The sequence below is a fragment of the Paenibacillus sp. FSL R5-0527 genome (assembly GCF_038008055.1).
GTDB classification, from domain to species: domain Bacteria; phylum Bacillota; class Bacilli; order Paenibacillales; family Paenibacillaceae; genus Fontibacillus; species Fontibacillus macerans.
Map to the genome: position 1 here is coordinate 7082212 of NZ_JBBOYI010000001.1, position 13497 is coordinate 7095708.

11 protein-coding genes are annotated in these 13497 nt (G+C 37.2%); 1 reads left to right on the top strand and 10 read right to left on the bottom strand.

Annotated features, from left to right (window positions below; translation table 11 throughout):
- Window positions 1-302 precede the first annotated feature (302 nt).
- The gene (locus NYE69_RS32065) at window positions 303-1427 is read left to right on the top strand and encodes an acyltransferase (protein WP_340930078.1); all 1125 of its coding nucleotides are present in this window, start codon (window positions 303-305) and stop codon (window positions 1425-1427) included.
- A 60-nt stretch (window positions 1428-1487) separates the two neighbouring features.
- On the opposite strand, the gene rfbD is transcribed toward NYE69_RS32065, so the two are convergent.
- From rfbD to NYE69_RS32110, 10 genes are all read right to left on the bottom strand, one after another.
- Window positions 1488-2363 (bottom strand): dTDP-4-dehydrorhamnose reductase, encoded by an 876-nt coding sequence (gene rfbD, locus NYE69_RS32070; RefSeq protein WP_340930079.1) that lies wholly within the window; start codon window positions 2361-2363, stop codon window positions 1488-1490.
- Window positions 2360-3382: a dTDP-glucose 4,6-dehydratase gene (rfbB, locus tag NYE69_RS32075; RefSeq protein WP_328270617.1), complete on the bottom strand. Its 1023-nt coding sequence runs from the start codon at window positions 3380-3382 to the stop codon at window positions 2360-2362. Before rfbB ends, rfbD begins: the two co-directional genes overlap by 4 nt.
- A 13-nt stretch (window positions 3383-3395) precedes the next feature.
- Entirely contained in the window at window positions 3396-3944 is a 549-nt protein-coding gene (gene rfbC, locus NYE69_RS32080; protein WP_340930081.1) for a dTDP-4-dehydrorhamnose 3,5-epimerase, read from the bottom strand.
- A gap of 23 nt (window positions 3945-3967) precedes the next feature.
- Window positions 3968-4711 carry a sugar phosphate nucleotidyltransferase gene (locus tag NYE69_RS32085; RefSeq protein WP_340930083.1) on the bottom strand — a complete coding sequence of 248 codons (744 nt, stop codon included), beginning with the start codon at window positions 4709-4711 and terminating at the stop codon, window positions 3968-3970.
- A 104-nt stretch (window positions 4712-4815) separates the two neighbouring features.
- Window positions 4816-5751 carry a glycosyltransferase family 2 protein gene (locus tag NYE69_RS32090; RefSeq protein ID WP_340930084.1) on the bottom strand — a complete coding sequence of 312 codons (936 nt, stop codon included), beginning with the start codon at window positions 5749-5751 and terminating at the stop codon, window positions 4816-4818.
- On the bottom strand, window positions 5751-6170 hold the full coding sequence (locus NYE69_RS33855) for a GtrA family protein (RefSeq protein ID WP_155620323.1): 420 nt from the start codon (window positions 6168-6170) through the stop codon (window positions 5751-5753). The genes NYE69_RS32090 and NYE69_RS33855 overlap by 1 nt, the downstream gene beginning before the upstream one ends.
- A 71-nt stretch (window positions 6171-6241) precedes the next feature.
- Window positions 6242-7972, bottom strand: coding sequence for a DUF6056 family protein (locus tag NYE69_RS32095; protein ID WP_340930086.1), 1731 nt, complete (start codon window positions 7970-7972; stop codon window positions 6242-6244).
- Between the two features lie 1321 nt (window positions 7973-9293).
- The gene (locus NYE69_RS32100; protein WP_340930088.1) at window positions 9294-10970 is read right to left on the bottom strand and encodes a rhamnan synthesis F family protein; all 1677 of its coding nucleotides are present in this window, start codon (window positions 10968-10970) and stop codon (window positions 9294-9296) included.
- Between the two features lie 2 nt (window positions 10971-10972).
- The gene (locus NYE69_RS32105; RefSeq protein WP_340930091.1) at window positions 10973-12283 is read right to left on the bottom strand and encodes a glycosyltransferase WbsX family protein; all 1311 of its coding nucleotides are present in this window, start codon (window positions 12281-12283) and stop codon (window positions 10973-10975) included.
- The gene (locus NYE69_RS32110) at window positions 12276-13490 is read right to left on the bottom strand and encodes a class I SAM-dependent methyltransferase (protein WP_340930092.1); all 1215 of its coding nucleotides are present in this window, start codon (window positions 13488-13490) and stop codon (window positions 12276-12278) included. Before NYE69_RS32110 ends, NYE69_RS32105 begins: the two co-directional genes overlap by 8 nt.
- Window positions 13491-13497: the final 7 nt, after the last annotated feature.

The window sequence follows — 13497 nt, forward strand, 5'->3', positions numbered from 1 at the left end:
AAAGTCATCTTTTGATCACGAAGCAGGTCAAGTAGCTTAATCGACATCGAATCTTGAATTCAGCCGGGCCTTCCGGTGCTCACGTACCCAAAACGTACGCTCCGCTCCTTACGTCCCTAGCTTCATCCAACCTTCTCGGTGCTGAAAACCTGACTTTTTGAACTCGAAATTATAATAATTCCTGCCGTATTTATGTGGCGAGTTCATTATACCAAACGTGACTTCCTACGTACACTTCGGTTGACGGGGCGACACTTTTTCATTATGGTAATTTTATGACAAAAGCTTCTGGAGGAATTTCTTTGAGAAAAGCAAAATTGGAAGAGATAGAAATCTTGCGTGGGATTGCGTTTTTGGCGGTCGTCCTGCAGCATGTCATCGCCGGCGTCTTTTACCAACCGGATGTGAGCGCCCCATCCATCATCGCCGGGACGACGTTCCTCGGATTCATCCGCTTCGCGGTTCCGCTGTTCGTTTTTATCACGGGCGTGGTGTTATTTTATAATTATGACGGTAAACTGAACTATCTGAGCTTTTTGCGGAAAAGATTCCGGCAAATCATCCTGCCCTATTTGACCTGGACCGTTTTTTACTTTGTTTGGGTCAGCTTCTTAAGCGGCGTTCCGGCATCAACGACCTGGAATGAGCTGCTTAATCTGTTAGAAGCCGCTCTTACGGGGAAAGCCTCATATCATCTATGGTTTATGGTGATGATCATACCGTTTTACATTTTGTTCCCATGCTTTCGATTGCTGATGTCCAAAAAAAGAAAAACATGGCTCAATCTACTCGTCGCGGCCATTTTCTTTGTGGTGAATCTCATTTTGGTTTACGCCTTGTCCAAAGGCATGATCGCCTCGGACAATCCGCAGCTTGCTTTTATTTTTGACTATCTGGACCGGAACTTCCTGTTCTGGATGTTTTATTTTGTACTGGGCGGTTTGGCGGGGCTGTATTACGAAACGTGGAAGAAATTTGTCGCCAAAGCCAAGTATATAGCCATCGCGGCTCTGGCGGTTTGCTTTTACTTCATTATTGACGATATCGTTCGAATTGCCGGCAGTTCCACCGGCGATCTATATCTCTACAGCGCCAACGTAACGGCGCCGCTTAAACCGTTGATGATGATCGCCATCATCGCTTTGATCGTGCTCGTCTTCGCCGCCGCGATGAAGCTGGCCGGCAAACCAACGAAGTTTACCCAGCTTCTCGGGTTGTTTGGCAAATATTCCTTCGGCACCTATCTCATGCACGCTTTCGTCTTGAGTTTCACCAGCCGTTTGGCGATCGATTATTTGTATATGCTGGACGTATACTCGCAAACAGTGATTTCCTTTGTTCTGTGCGCCTCCATCAGTTTGTTCCTTACCGTTTGGCTCAGCCGGATAAAGATTTCGGTGGGGGAGATGTGGGTGGGGAAGGTGTAGTATCGGAGAAGGATTCTATCGTCCGCCAAGCGGCGGACGATACATAACACATTGAACGAATCAACTCCCTTGGTTTTCCTTGAGCTCCAGTAAAAACGCCCTCAATCCTTCCCGCCAAGGCCGCATCTCCTGCAACCCATTCGTACGGATCGATAGAAGATCCATCACCGAATTCCGCGGACGTGGAGCAGGACGCGGAAATTCCTCCGTCGTGCAAGGCTCTACCCGAACCGGATATTCTTCCCCCCAAACATTTTCAGCTTCCGCAAAAATCGCTTGGGCAAACTCAAACCAAGTGCATTCTCCTGTATTTGAAGCGTGGTAAATCCCGTACTTTTCCGTTTGTACCAGTTCCAGAAGGAAGGCTGCCAAATCGACCGTATAAGTAGGGGATCCTTTTTGGTCATCCACGACCTTAAGCAGCGGTTTTTCTTGGCCTAGTTTCAACATCGTTTTCACAAAATTATTGCCATGCAGCCCGTACACCCAAGAAGTACGAACGATAAAAAACGCGGAAGACAAGCTTTGCACGAGCACTTCTCCCGCCCGCTTCGATTTGCCGTAAATGCTTTGAGGATCAGTATTATCGAATTCATGATAAGCCGAAGTTGCATTTCCATCGAAGACATAGTCCGTACTGATGTAACAAAATTTAGCCTGCACCTGTTCGGCTGCAACGACCATATTTCTAGTTCCTACTGCGTTTACTGCATAGGCACCATCAATATCGGTTTCCGCTTGATCGACGGCGGTATAAGCCGCACAGTGAATGATCGCATCCGGTTTGAAATCCTGCACGCGTTTTAGGCACACCTCGTAATCGGTTATGTCCAGCGAAGCTCGATCACACGGCAGAACCTCGTGTCCGGCTTGCTCAAAAAGCCCTACGACATCTTTTCCTAACTGTCCTCCGGCCCCGGTGACAAGCACTCTCATGGGCGCTCACCCAGACGGTCGCCGTACTGCTTGACGTAATACTCCTGGTATGCACCAGATTGAATGCGGGTCCACCATTCCTTATTATCCAAGTACCAACGAATCGTTTCTTTAATTCCGGTTTCAAAAGAATGCTTCGGCTTCCAACCGAGCTCTTGCATGGTCTTGGTAGGATCAATGCCATAGCGGCGGTCATGTCCAGGACGGTCCTGCACATGTTTGATCAAGGATTCCGGTTTACCAAGCTGCTCCAGTATCGTCCGCACAATATGCAAATTCGTCCGCTCGTTATTTCCCCCGATGTTATAAACTTCGCCATTTCGGCCATTGTGAATCACCAGATCTATCGCACTGCAGTGATCTTCTACGTATAACCAATCGCGTACATTCAACCCATCCCCATACACTGGAAGCACCTCATCAGCTAATGCCTTGGAAATCATGAGAGGAATCAACTTTTCCGGGAATTGATAAGGTCCGTAGTTGTTCGAGCAGCGTGTTATGTTCACTGGCAGTCCAAAGGTTTCGTGATACGCGCGTACAAGCAGATCCCCTCCGGCCTTACTTGCCGAATAGGGACTGTTAGGCGTGAGCGGCGTTTCCTCAGTAAACAACCCCGTTTCTCCCAAAGTCCCGTAAACTTCATCCGTAGAAACCTGTACGTATTTCTTAACGCCATGCTTTTTAGCCGCGTCAAGCAGCACCTGGGTCCCCAGCACATTCGTCTTCACAAAAACATCCGGCTCCAAAATACTCCGGTCCACATGCGACTCCGCCGCAAAGTTGACTACCACGTCAACGCCTTGACCGATCAGTTCATCCATCGTCTTTGCATCCGTAATATCCGCCTTCACGAAGATATGGTTTGGATTACCTTCTACCGATTTCAGGTTTTCCAGATTTCCCGCATAGGTCAGCGCATCCACATTTACGATTTGGTAATCCGGATGCTGGTTTAACATGTATAATACAAAGTTGCTGCCGATAAATCCGGCACCGCCTGTTACGAACAGTTTCATGAAAAAGGTCCTCCTAGTCGAAATTCATTTCCGCTTCCGCGAATGTCGGATGCCTCCGGTCTTTGTCCGAAAGCAACGGCTCACTGACCGGCCAATCGATATTTAACTCCGGATCATTCCATAATATGCCGCGGTCATGCTCCAGAGAATAATATTCGTCCACTTTATATAGAACTTGTGTGTTTGGCACGAGAGTGCAAAAACCATGTGCAAAGCCTTTAGGAACCAACAGTTGGCGTTTATTGTATTCACTAAGAATAACTCCGACCCATTGACCAAAAGTGGGCGAGCTCTTGCGAATATCCAAAATAACGTCATAAATGGCGCCCGTAAGCACCCGAATCAGCTTCGTTTGCGCCTTGGGATTCAACTGGTAATGCAGTCCCCGCAATACGCCTGGCTCCGCCGAAAGCGACTGATTGTCCTGAATAAACTCATAATTGATACCGAGCCCACGAATCACGGACTCATTGTAACTTTCCATAAAAAAACCCCGGTGGTCGCCATGCACCATTGGTTCTAACAGTGCTGCACCGTCCAATTTAAGCGAGTTCAGTTTCATCGTCAGCCATCCTTTCTATCTATCTAAAGCTTAAGTTTCCCAAACTCTTCACCAAATACAAGGTCCTTTGCGAGTTCGTTAGCACGAGCCAGCGACGCATGGGTACCTGCATCCGTCCACCAACCTTGCAGAACATCAAAAGTTAGCTCTCCACGTTCAATATATGCATTATTGACATCGGTGATTTCCAATTCGCCGCGGGCGGACGGTTTAAGTGTCTTTACAATCTCAAAAACTTTATGATCAAACATATAGATTCCGGTTACCGCATAATTCGACTTAGGATTTTGAGGTTTCTCTTCAATAGAAACAATCCGATTGCCTTGCAACTCAGGAACCCCGAACCGTTTAGGATCATGGACCTCTTGAATAAGAATTTTCGCTCCTGTTTGCTGCTTTTTGAAATTGGCCACAAATGGAGAAATATCATCGGCAAACACATTATCCCCAAGGATAACGACAACTTGGTCATCACCCACAAACTGTTCTGCCAATCCTAAAGCCTGAGCAATTCCCCCAGCTTCATCCTGAACCTTATAGGTAAAAGAAACGCCCATATCACTACCGCTGCCGAGAAGATTTACGACGTCTCCCATGTGATCTTTACCGGTAACGACAAGGATGTCAGTGATATCGGCCCGCTTCAGTTTACTAACGGAATGAAAAATCATTGGATACTTACCAACCGGCAGTAAGTGTTTATTGGTCACTTTGGTTAATGGATACAGGCGTGAGCCTGTGCCTCCTGCTAAAATTATCCCTTTCATTTAACTACCACCCCAACTAATATTTTAATGAAGTTTACTTAGCATACCATAAAATGATAAAGAAATTAGTTCTTTTTACAGATCTCACAATTAAATCAAATAGATTATTTACTTTCCTTAATTAAATAAATAGGACGTTTTTTTGTCTCCATATAAGTTTTAGAAAGATATTGGCCTACTATCCCAATACAGAATAGTTGTATACCGCTAATAAAAAAGATTATACACACTAAAGATGGATAACCTGCAACAGGGTCACCAAATAAAAGCGTTTTTAATATTATTATCATAATCATAATAAACGAAATAATGCAAAATATGAATCCAATAACCGATGAAATTGCTAAGGGTGCAGTTGAAAATGCAACGACGCCATCAAGTGCATATATGAGTAGTTTCCAAAATGACCATTTTGTATTGCCTGCAGCACGTTCAACATTTTCATATTCTAGCCATTTTGTTTTATATCCAACCCAAGCAAATATCCCTTTTGAAAAACGATTATACTCTGTCATTTTCAAAATTGAGTCTACCATTTGACGAGTCATTAGTCTAAAGTCTCTTGCACCTTCAACAATTTCAGTTTTTGATAATTTATTAACCCATTTATAAAATTTGCGAGCAAAGTAAGATCGTACAACAGGTTCGCCTTTTCTCGTGGTTCTCCTAGTCGCTACACAATCAAAGCCCTCTTCTATGATACTTTTATACATTTCTACCAATAGCATCGGGGGATCTTGCAAATCTGCATCCATAATAGCCACTAGTCCATCTTCTGAATACATAGCATTTTCTAGTCCTGCATATATAGCAGATTCCTTACCAAAATTTCTTGAAAAAGAAATATATCTAACTCTTTTATCCTTATTTTGTAATGCTTTCAAGATACTTAGAGTATCATCCTTTGAGCCATCATCTATAAATAATAGCTCAAATGTATGCTCCTTCATTAAATTAATAACTTTCATAATTTCATCATAAAAAAGCGGAAGTGCATCTTGTTCGTTATAACATGGAACTATAATTGAAATAAAGCTCATTAATTATCATTTCCCCTCAAGTTAAAAACGAGTAACTTGCTAAATAAGTAGTTAGTAATTACTACAAATATATTTACCAAAACCTTCGAACTAAAATTATCCCAATGAAGAAAGTCGATGAAGATAAACATTAATGCCATATCTAAAACGCCTGATAGCAGTCTGCTAATCAAAAATAAATTAAACTCTTTTATTATATTTTTCAGTCCGCTTACCGTGCTATTGAAAACATACATTCTATTCGTAATATAAGCAAATAATATTGAAATCAACCATGCTATAGCATTGCTTAATAAATAATTAATATAAAAATGAAAAATATAGAAAGAGATAACATTAATAAGTGTTGTTAAAATTCCAAAAATTCCAAACATAATTATCTCTTTATATTTTCTAAAAAATACTATCATAAATTTCATTTTGCCCTTTCAAATACCCGAAAGTATGTTACCTTAAGTTTTAAAACATAGATTTCCTATTAGTAACAATCTTATTTAGCTATATTAATTTCATGTTCGGTCATTTGCATAAATATTTTATTATCATACTCGAGTAATATTTCGATTTTGTAAATTCCGTTGTCTAATTCTGAAACTGGAATCTCAGCTAAGAAACCTGTGTTATCTAGATTTATATCATACACTTTATGGAAATACTCTGTGACATCAGGTCTCTGTTGGACAGATGCTGAATAAATATATCTCTTAGTATCAGAATTCAAAATAAGTGAATACCTAAATAAATTTGTAGGAAATGCAGGATTATTAGGAAAAGCCCACCCCTTAATTTTTAAAGTATTATTAGCAATTTCTTTGGTTTCAATGTTATATAATATTTCTTTATCTGAATTCCTTGGGGAAATAGTAATTTCATCTAAATTATAGTATCTATAATATTGATAATTCCCTTTTACATAATCCTCTCTTGGATCTAGTAGTCTTGTTGTTTTTGTAATATAGGGTTCAACATTCACCACTCTAGATTCCACCGAAGCACTAATAATTTGCGCATTTCTGAGGATTGCCTCATTATTAAATTTATAATAAACACTGTATATTTTATAACCGAATAACAAAGATGTTCCAACTAAGGAAATTATAACAATTAACTCTATATATCTATTTAAAGTATTGGCGAATTCATTATAGATTGAAACTGTCATATAAGTAATTGCCACAATTATCATGGTGATTGATAGAAAAAACGCCCTCTTTTCAATGTACGGAGCCATAATAAGAACCAGAACAGAAGCACCTGATAATAGAACTAAGAAAAGCACAACAGGCAATTTATGAAGCTTTGTCTTTATTGAAGTGTTTATTTTAGAAAATACAAAAAACAAGAACAACACAACTAGAAAAACAATTAAAATGTCTCGGTTTGTATTTAAAAAACTTAATGTAACATTTTTAAATCTAGCTAAATATGTGCCTAAATTAATTTCAGTTATGCCAAAGACTTCATTATAGTAATTCGTTCTATTTTTAGTAGAAGGTGAAGTCAACAAATAAACAATACCCAAAGTGTACAACGCTGAACTTATATACATCCATCGGTATATTTGTTGTTTTCTAAAAATTCTAATCAAAAACACTATAAATACTAACCCAGCAAAAGCGAATACTGTATTTTCATTGGTCATACCACTTATAAAGCTAAGAAAATAATAAGGTATTAATATTTTTGGATACTTCGACATGAAGTTCTCATCTTGAGACAGCATCCTTCTATAAGGGAGGCCAAAAATAAGTAATATAACGAGACTCCATAAGTAATTAGTTGCTCCCGTCTCCCAAAAGAAAATTTCCCCAAACGCAGGCATATATGCAATGTTAAGTAAACATATCAATAGAACAGAAAAAATATCGCTTTTATTCTCCAAATTGAATTTCCTATTAAATGCATAAATAAATATTAAGTAACCATATATTAATGTCATTAAACTATTCAAAATATTAAAAATATCTTTATTAAAAGTCAAAAATACTATAGCCAGTTGTTCACCTAATCTAGCATTCCAATTCATAGATTGATTGTGAACTCTTCCTACGATCCAATGTAACGAGTCTAAAAAAGATAAGTTTTGTTTAGCATCAAGTGTTGGAGAAAGTGCGAAATCTTCACCAATCATTGGTGTATTATAGTTTATCACTAGAAGAAAAACAAAAAACACAATCAGTAATAACACTGAATTCAACATATTTACTTTACTATTTTTCACTAGTCACTCTCTCTTTTCTGTCAATCCATTTATTCTAATACGGATTTTTCTACAATTGCATCCCCTATTCGATACATCTGACTGTAATCTTGCTTAACGAGTCACAATTTACGATAGCCATTGCATAGAAACAAAAAGAGAAGCCGAAGTCTCTTTTAATGGTGCATCACCAACGACTATAGCCCCTAAAGGTCCGTTGATGGCAGTCCTCAGTGCCGGAGCGTTCTCTTTGTAATAATGGACGGTACAGTAGAAAAAGAATCATAACAGCCGATGCGGCCGCGTGCAATGCGGTAGAAGGCAAGTTCAGCGAGAAAAAGCTAAGCTACTGGCTTGTCCACATTCGAGCGCATCCTCAGATAATGAGTTGATTGATATTTTGTCAAGCCAAGGAAGTGTTGCAGAAGCGGATTCTCAAAGATCTGACAAAGCGTCTCCCGGTATGATCATTTAATTTCCGGTTTCTTTCATTCCTCCTTATTTAAGCTTCTATTATCATAGTTTATATCATACTTTTTAAAAAATAAGTTTAGTAAAATTTTGATAAGCAACCAATTACCTCGCAAGGGACTTATTTTAGTAGGCACTTTACCTTTAGGATAAGAGGTCACCGGAATTTCAATAACTTTATATCCCAGTCTCGGGGCTTTCACTGATAAATATGCTAATAGTTCATAAGTATCAAACACATCCCGAACGGCTGCAATCAAAAACCAAATAACAATGAAATATATAATTCCTGTAAAGTCCAGCTTATTTGGAATAAGTAAACTTTAATAAAATAACTCTAATAAAAAGAGTAATAGGTATTGCCAAGAGACTACTCCATAAGATCATAGAAATATCAAAATTAAGATTATCATACTTAAAAAATAATAAACTTAATAAAACTACACCACCAATAAAAAACACTGAATAATCTTGGCTTGCAGATAAAATACTAGAAATAACCCCAAAAATGCCAATAAAAGATAAATTCTTTATATATATAAAGTAATCTTTACTGCTATTTAATTTTTTTTCCAAAAAAATGAGCAGTGAAAAGAAACAAGCAAAGAACAAACAAATTATTCCAAAAAAATGGAGTAATAAAATTTAATTCGTGTAGCCACATTTACATTCTCAGATGTCGCAGATGACATAATATGTTCAGAAAAATCTTTTATACTTGGTTGGAACATTAAAGTATTCTTTAGAATAGGGAATGTTAACAACAAAGAAATTAGTAAACTAGCTGCAACTAAAGATACTATAGAATTAGATTTTAGAGAGGTTTTTATATTTTCAAACATATTTTTCCCCTTAAACAAAAATAAATTAACTAAGGCAAAACCGGGACTTTCCTCTGACTATAATCCCTATTCAGAACATCTGAATCAAGAAATTCAACAGTAGTAACCTTGAAATTCTCTTTTCTTGCAGCTAAAGTGAAAAACCTTTCAATAGCATGTGCAAAACTTCCATCTTGCAAACCATTTTCTTCTTCAAAATCATTTAGTATTAGATTTAAATCCTTAATATTTTTTAAAATTTTAGGGTTAAACCAGAACATAGTCCCCGCAAAAAAGCCCAATGATACCTCATCACTTTCAATTCCAATTTTTCTAGATAATTCGTATACTCTTTCGCGATTGGCTCCCCAAAACTCATCATTGGTTAAATATGATTTCTCGGGCCCAATAATTCCAATATCATGACTATTTCTGAAGGCACTTATAATTGATAAAACTCTATTGGTTGAACCAAGGAGTTCGTTATAAATATCTTGCCTCCAATTAGTACCCTGATTGCTGTATAGGCTTTTTTTAGAATGAATTTTGCAAACGCAAGTATATTCATCCAACACTCCGGTATTCACTAAGGAAATAAAAGGGGCAACATCTCTTCCTTGATTTTTAACGCAATAGATGTAAACATTAGCGTTGGTAAAATAGCTCAATTTTTTCTCTACTTGAATAGCGGATGAAAGACTCACCACTGAAATATACAGATCGAATTTTATTGGTATATTTCGGAGATATGACAATATTTCATCAAGCAATTCTAAATAAAACAAATGAACAACTACAGCAACACTACTTTCGTTACGTCCTTTTTTTGATATTTCGCCCAAAGAATACCGTTCAACGATTTTAGTGTGATTGTCGATAACTAACGCATCATCGATTTTTTTCTCTTGATAAAAAGACGCCTTAGTATCTAAATAGTTTCGAACTTCCAAGGTTTCGAATTCATTTCCAACACGCTCAATATAACGCATCACTTCGGGATACATTCTTATTACTTCCCACTTACATATGCCGAATTCATCATATATTTCTTTCCAAAGGAGGTGGCTAGCATTTCCTTCTCTTAAATATTTATAGTTAAAGAGACCTAATAAAAGTAAATTCAGCCGTTTTTTTTGAATACTATTTATATAAGCTCTAAAATAACTTCCCGATTTCCAGTCAAAACAAGGACCTACCAGCAGCGAATGGCTAATTGCAGATTGAGATAAACCTATCTCGTAATTGAATATGATATCAATTTTAGTATCGAGCACTGTGACATTACTCCAAAATTCATTAAACCATACGCTAAACAGAGCCTCTTTTTTAATTACAACAAAAAATGTTTGAACATGGTAGTTAAATTGATACGAATCGATAAGTCCACACACTTCATAAATACTGTTATCCACACGTGCTATTAATTTTTCAATATTAAACTTAGAAGAAACAAAGAAGCTATCATTCATTAAAATCAACTGGTCATAAACATATAGGTTTTTTATCAGTTCAATACCGAATTTATAACTGTAAAAATCATATCCAACATTATCTCGTATATGGCATTCAACTTTTGATGGTAACAACTTTATTTCATCATAATTAAGATTTGTAGATACCATAATAATTCTCTCACATACTTTTTCAAGTTGCTGTATTATAGTCAACGTATTTTTCGACAGTTTACCATCCTTATCATAATGCGCAAATACTGCTATCCTCTTCAATTTTATTTCCCCCGTAGTTTTAAATAAACAGCTCTTGTCAATTTATATATCCGTGGGTATTTCTTCAACCTTTCTCTGATTCTGTTTTTTGTAAAATATGCTGTCACAACCCTGCTGTTCAACTTCATATTTAACGCTCTATTCTCATTCGCATACAATACTGAGAGGGATACAGCTTTGGAGTATTCTTCAGCAAACCTTTTCATTTCACTATTAGTAAGAGACACGCATTCAATCAATTCATTAAAATCAAAATCAAGTTTCATTAATGCTTTTGCAGTCGCCTCAAGGTAAGCATGTCCATACTTCAAATCAGGCTCTAGATGACATCCTTCCCCCCACTCGTTCCAAGCGTTGATAAATATAAATCTGTTTTCTTCCAAATAAGTGTTCTCCGTATAATCAACAATGTTTCTTAACCAATATTGATACAGGCTAGGCGACGAATTAATAATAGTATGCGGGTTATTCTGTCTTCTAGCCGTATTATCCCACGAAGGAATTATACCTCTATACCAAATAAAATCTCTGGATTTTGCCTGAATGGCTTGGGAGACCACCTTAGGATAATCAACAATCCCGCCAACAAAATTAGGGTTTGTAATATTGGGGAATTGCGTGGGTTTGTTTTCAGGATTAATAAATTTATGCGGTGGAAATTCAATAGCAGCATCAAACCCCCAATCTCGGGGGTCGTCAATGCCGTAAAATTGAACTGCACACAAATGTAGATCTTCAAAGCCAGCTTTTTTTGCTTCTTCTCTCCATATTCTCACTGTATTTTTTATATCCGGAAATAAATCCACACGATAAACTACAAACATGGGTTTACCGTCTACTTTAATATATCTTTCATCTTTAAATATCGGAATTAAGTATTTTATTAGATTGAGATCGTCATCATGATTATGATTTTGTGCCAACAGTATTTCTTTATCAAGGCCATCCCAAGTACGAGTCCAATTTTCATTAGCCCAACAAAAGCAGAAAGGAAAATTTATGTCTGATTGCATATAGTTATCAAGCGGCTTTTCTAGTATTCTTCTCCCGTTAAACCAGTAAAAGTAGAAACAGAACCCATGCACTCCATACATTTCTGCCATTTTAGCCTGTTCTCTCATCACTTCAACATTGCTAAGATCATAAAACCCCAAATCTTTAGGAATATGTGGTTGGTAATGCTCTTGAAAATTCGGTTTAGCTTTAGCGACATTAGTCCATTCCGTAAATCCTTTGCCCCACCAACGAGAATTCTCCTCTACCTGGTGGTACTGCGGTAAATAAAAAGCAACTGGCTTAACCTTATTACTCATCGAGATCCCCCATATCCAATGTCTTTTGGTCATATTGGTCTTTAATTATAGACTTATGAAAATCATTTAATTTTTCCAAACATACTTCAAATTTAAAATCAGTCACTTTTATTTCTGTGATTATGCTTAAATCTTCGGTTGGTTCTTCAAAACAGTAATCCAAAATAATTTGCGGGTCTTTTGACAATGAAATAAAATTCAAACAGTCATCTTCATCATTCAAACGTACCAATCCTTCTGTACTTAAAACTTTAATCTCTTGCAAAGACACTTCGTTTTTTGTTTTAAAGATCAAATCTTTCTTGATTTGTATTATTGAAGGCCGATTACCAATGTCAATTCTCAATCTCCCCACGGATTCATTTGGAATTGAGAAACTGAGAGTTTGAAATGCATTTGTGAATTTGTAGGCAGCCTTAACTGAATTGTACTCTATAAAACTGTTATTATTATCCCAAAAGATTTGTAGAAAATCACTATCAGATTGAGGTTTTACCTGATTTTCTTCTTTATGAGAGAACAAGGTGTTTAAAATGCTCTTATCTTGAATTTCAGCATTAGAACACAGGGCAATGATATACTTTCCAAATCTATCCGAATCCGCCTCGTTAATAATTTTAATGTATTCTCGTGAATTGACATCATAGTTCAGAATCAATCCGAAATTATCGATAGTTTGGTTAAAAAATTCTACATGTTTAAATTTTGTTTTTAGAAATTGAGCGAATTCATTAAAATAGAATTCTTTTATGTGAAATGGATTATTATGTTTCGGAAGATCAGTATGCAAATACTTATCCGGTGTTGACATAATAAGGATTCCATCATTTTTCAAAACACGGAATATCTCGTTTAAAAATTTTTCCTGCATCCCTTCGTCTACATGCTCGATGGTTTCAAAAGAAACAACCATGTCAAAATAGTCATCTTCGAACTCCAAGTTCTCAATAGATCCCTGTTTAAATTCCAGGTTATATCGCTGATAATTTGATTTAGCATAAGATATCGCCTCGTTGCTAATATCAATTCCACACACATATTGAGCATTTTTCGCCAATATAGCGGATCCGAATCCTTCCCCGCAAGCAGCATCCAGAATTTTTTTACCTGATGCCATTTTTAGCAAAGAGTAATATCTATGAAGATGTTCCGTTTCGATTCCTCCACTAGCTTTACCCAATACAAATCTTTCACCAGTGAATTCCATAATTTAA

Bases quoted from the DNA above. Each gene is read 5' to 3' on its own strand.
- rfbD (WP_340930079.1), bottom strand. From the start codon at position 2,363: ATGAGAGTGCTTGTCACCGGGGCCGGAGGACAGTTAGGAAAAGATGTC.
- rfbB (WP_328270617.1), bottom strand. From the start codon at position 3,382: ATGAAACTGTTCGTAACAGGCGGTGCCGGATTTATCGGCAGCAACTTT.
- rfbC (WP_340930081.1), bottom strand. From the start codon at position 3,944: ATGAAACTGAACTCGCTTAAATTGGACGGTGCAGCACTGTTAGAACCA.
- NYE69_RS32085 (WP_340930083.1), bottom strand. From the start codon at position 4,711: ATGAAAGGGATAATTTTAGCAGGAGGCACAGGCTCACGCCTGTATCCA.
- NYE69_RS32090 (WP_340930084.1), bottom strand. From the start codon at position 5,751: ATGAGCTTTATTTCAATTATAGTTCCATGTTATAACGAACAAGATGCA.
- NYE69_RS33855 (WP_155620323.1), bottom strand. From the start codon at position 6,170: ATGAAATTTATGATAGTATTTTTTAGAAAATATAAAGAGATAATTATG.
- NYE69_RS32105 (WP_340930091.1), bottom strand. From the start codon at position 12,283: ATGAGTAATAAGGTTAAGCCAGTTGCTTTTTATTTACCGCAGTACCAC.
- NYE69_RS32110 (WP_340930092.1), bottom strand. From the start codon at position 13,490: ATGGAATTCACTGGTGAAAGATTTGTATTGGGTAAAGCTAGTGGAGGA.